Source organism: Paenibacillus sp. 01T422, from assembly GCF_056398785.1.
In genome coordinates, this window is record NZ_JBFTQB010000578.1 from 1 (window position 1) to 4,202 (window position 4,202).

Annotated in this window: 3 protein-coding genes; 2 read left to right on the forward strand and 1 reads right to left on the reverse strand. The window is 42.7% G+C overall.

The window, feature by feature from the left end:
* The coding region (locus AC1DUA_RS26335; protein ID WP_477502590.1) for an ABC transporter substrate-binding protein at nt 1–907 on the reverse strand (907 nt) is incomplete at its 3' end.
* A 264-nt stretch (nt 908–1,171) separates the two neighbouring features.
* On the opposite strand from AC1DUA_RS26335, the gene AC1DUA_RS26340 reads away from it, so the two are divergent.
* Together AC1DUA_RS26340 and AC1DUA_RS26345 are read left to right on the forward strand one after the other, a co-directional pair.
* Nucleotides 1,172–2,983 (forward strand): sensor histidine kinase, encoded by a 1,812-nt coding sequence (locus tag AC1DUA_RS26340; protein WP_477502591.1) that lies wholly within the window; start codon nt 1,172–1,174, stop codon nt 2,981–2,983.
* On the forward strand, nt 2,980–4,202 hold a 1,223-nt coding region (locus AC1DUA_RS26345; protein ID WP_477502592.1), incomplete at its 3' end, for a response regulator. The genes AC1DUA_RS26340 and AC1DUA_RS26345, both read left to right, overlap by 4 nt.

Genomic DNA, 4,202 nt, shown 5'->3' on the forward strand with positions numbered 1-4,202 from the left:
GTTGTGGTCCAAGTAAAGGGTTGCACTCAACGATAAAGTTGATTTTCCCTTCGCTCGCTGCTGTCATGCCGTCTTTTACCGCATCTACGGAAATAATAGTAATGTCTTGACCTGGCTTGAGGCCAGCAGCTTCAATCGCTTGAATAGCTCCAAGTGCCATATCGTCATTGTGTGCATAAAGCACGTCGATATCTTTATGAGCTTTCAGGAACGCTTGCATAACTTCTTTCCCTTTCGCCCGTGTGAAGTCACCTGTTTGTGAAGCAATCACTTTCAAGTGAGTGTTGCCTTTGATCTCTTCAGCAAAACCTGCTTTGCGGTCGTTAGCTGGGGCGGAACCAGTTGTTCCTTGAAGCTCAACAATGTTCACATCTTCCTTCGAATCTTTGTACTTATCAGCAACCCACTTGCCAGCTTTCTTGCCCTCTTCTACGRAATCAGAACCAATGAACGTTACGTACAACGATGTATCTTTGGAATCAACGGCACGGTCTGTCAGAATGACCGGGATTTTCGCATCTTTCGCTTCTTTCAATACCGTATCCCAACCCGATTCAACGACTGGAGAGAACGCAATAACGTCCACTTTTTGCTGAATGTAGGTACGAATGGCTTTGATTTGATTCTCTTGCTTCTGCTGTGCATCGGAGAATTTCAAGTCAAAGCCGGCGTCTTTGGCTGAGTCTTGAACTGATTTCGTGTTCGCCGTTCTCCATCCGCTTTCCGCTCCAACCTGAGCAAAACCAAGCGAGATTTTCTTCCCTGCTGCAGGTGCTGCAGTAGCTCCTGCGTTAGCTGTTGGAGCCGTTGTGCTCGACCCTGTGGTAGTGCTGCTCCCGCAGGCTGCAGTGAGTAGCATTAGACAGGAAGCCACAACGAGAACCCCCATTTTTTTCGTAATAATCATGTTTTTTCCTCCCCATCGTTCACCTCTTGTTCGGTGTGACCTCATTATAAAACGCTTTCACATGCATTATATACGGAGTTTCACGCTCATTTCTTGTAAATTTTTTAGTGATTTGGCAGCACTTTTTCGAGAAAAGTTTGTTTTTATAAGAGAAAATTGTTATTTATGGTTTCATGTATACGTTACCATATCCGCATGGAGGACAATTTGTTATAGTAATATGGAGACTACTACCTCCGCTTTAGAAAGGTTACTTAAACATTTATGAGATTAATCCAATGGATTTCATCGAGCTTACAAACGAAATTGCTCACAATGTTTATTATTCTAACGTGCATTCCTCTTATCGCGGTTGGACTCATCTCCTACCAGAAATCATTTAAAACAGTTTTTAATAACAGTAAAGCCGCCGCTATGTTGTCCGCTGATCAGCTTGCCAGAGATCTTGATACACAATTTATAGACACCAGAAAACTGCTTGAAATTAGCAAAAATGCACAAGTGCTTCGGTTCTTGTTTTCCCAAGAAGATACCTACGAGGATACCAAACAAATACTAAAGACCATGGATTCCTACAGACAAACGTACCAATATGATAGCGTTCTCAATATTACTATGATTAATTTGTACGGCCGTGGGATTAGCGAAAGAAAGGGGTTGTTTCAGCTTGATAAGAATCCGCTGCGCAACTTACACTTGACTCATTTGACTAAAAATCCGGACGAGGTCTTGATAGTCCCTCCATCTGAAGCTTCTACCTTGGATAGAATCGACGGTTTTCAATACACCAACACGAATGTCATCTCCATTATGGCCGCCGTAAAGCAGCAAATTACGCATGAAGTAATTGGATTCATCGTCATCGATGTAGATGATAAAGTGGTCACACAATTTTGCGATAACGTTACGATCGGTCAGACAGGGTTCTACTTTGTGGTCAATTCGTCCGGCACACCCATCTTTAAGCCATCAACGCTGAAAGCAACCGTCAAACTCCCGCTCCCCTCAGATTTATCACACATCCTTAACGGAACTGACACCAATTACATAGACTCAACCGAAGGCAAGCCGAAATTCGTCTACGTAGCTCCTTCTCTGATGACAGGCTGGAGTATTGTAGGCTACGTGCCGCTTCAAGAAATTGTTGAAGAAGCTAATTCCATTCGACAACTCATCATCATTACCGTAGTGCTAAGTTTTATTTTTGCAGTTTCCCTTCACTTTTTCATTTCAAACCGATTGATACATCCTCTTCACCTTTTAAAAAGTAAAATGCAGCTTGCCGCTTCAGGGTACCTAGAAGCCAAAGTCGTTCCAAAAGGCAATGATGAAGTTGCTTTATTGGGCAAAAGTTTCAACATCATGCTTAGCAAAATTCGAAAATTGCTCGAACAAAGCATTAAAGAGCAAGAGGAAATTAAAAAGGCAGAATTGCGAGCTTTGCAAGCCCAAATCAACCCTCACTTCTTGTACAACACACTGGATTCCATCGTTTGGATGGCAGAAGCGGGCAAAAATAATCAAGTCATTCAGCTGGTTCAATCGCTATCCAAGCTGTTTCGAATTTCTTTAAGCAAAGGCCGCGATTGGATCATCATTAATAAAGAAGTCGAGCATGTACATAGCTATCTAGTCATTCAACAAATGCGCTACCGCGATATATTGGATTATGACATTCAGATTGACTCCCGTTTGAACCCCTATCCAATCTTGAAAATGATTCTGCAGCCTATTGTAGAAAACGCTTTATATCACGGTTTAAAAAACAAACGAAGAAAAGGTATGATTCGGATCAACGGTCTGATTGAGAACGAGGAAGATATTGTACTGATCGTGGAAGATGATGGGATCGGGATGTCGCCGGAGAAGCTTGAACAGATGCGTGAGTATTTAATGAACGATCAGCTTCCTGAGCAAACAGGAAACGAAGTATCCGGAGGGTTCGGCCTGCATAATGTACAACAAAGAATTAAACTGTATTACGGGGATAAGTACGGTGTAAGTATCGAAAGCATTCAAAACGAAGGAACGAAAGTTTCCATTCGAATACCCATGACAGGAGGTAACATGCAATGAAAAAAGTGTTACTGGTTGACGATGAGATATTAATTCGTGAAACAATTCGTGATACGATCCAATGGGAAAAAGAAGGATTTATTTACTGCGGAGATGCCTCCGACGGTGAAGTTGCGCTTCCGATGATCGAGCAGTATCAACCTGATATTCTCATTACAGACATTAAGATGCCCTTCATGGATGGCTTAGAGCTCAGTTCTTTTGTGCGGAAAAATTCACCGGATATCAAAATTGTTATCTTGAGCGGACATGGTGATTTTGAATATGCGCGAACAGCCCTGCGTCTAGGCATAGAGGAATATTGTACGAAGCCGATCAGCTCAGCCGAGTTGCTTCAAACACTTCGCCAGGTTAGCGACAAGATCGATGCTGCGCGTCTGGAGAAATTGGAGATCGAGCAATTAAAGCAGGAAGAAAGAAGACAGGCCAGTTTAACGCAAAGTAAGCTGCTTAACGATTTGTGCAGTGGATTTATTACAACGTCGGAAGCTGTTCATCTAAGTTCCAAATTGAGCTTGAATCTGCTCTCTCGGTACTATGTTGTGGTAACCGCCGACTTCCGAAAACTAGCTGCTTCCGATTCCGTTCTGGAAGACATCTTTGACGATATGAAGCAAGGCGAGTATAAACTGAATCTCAAGCTAGATGGTGATCACCACTTAATGTTCAAACGAAGTAAAACGGAATGTGTATGGATCCTGAAATATGAATCACCCGAACAAGTCAAACAGGCATTAGAAAAGGTTCAACAAGCTCAGAACCAGTCGATGGAGCATCTCTCCTATTCAATCTCCATTGGTATTGGAAGTGTTCAAGACCGGATGCAGGGCATTCATGTTTCTTTCCTGGAAGCTATGGAAGACATGCATTGGCGCCGTTTATCCCGTCAGAATCGCCACGCGATGCTGGAATCAAGAAACGGTTCCTTCGAGCAGTCTGTTTTCTTAGACCGAGCAAAGTTTGTAGAATTTCTGAAGATCGGCTCACCAGCCAATGCAGAAACATTTATCCATTCTTTTGCCTCCATCCTTCAGCATACAGATTGGCATTCTTCGCTTATTGGCTACTATATTTTAAACGATTTGACGTTGGAAGTATTTCGATCAGCGAGGGATTCATATCCCAATATAGCGAATTTCGATATCACACTTCATGAGTTGCAAGAGGCCATCGAATCGATACGCACTTTAGATGAATCGCGTGCCTACTTGGTTAAACT

Coding starts and splice junctions, on each gene's coding strand:
- AC1DUA_RS26340 (WP_477502591.1), top strand. CDS start 1,172: ATGAGATTAATCCAATGGATTTCATCGAGCTTACAAACGAAATTGCTC.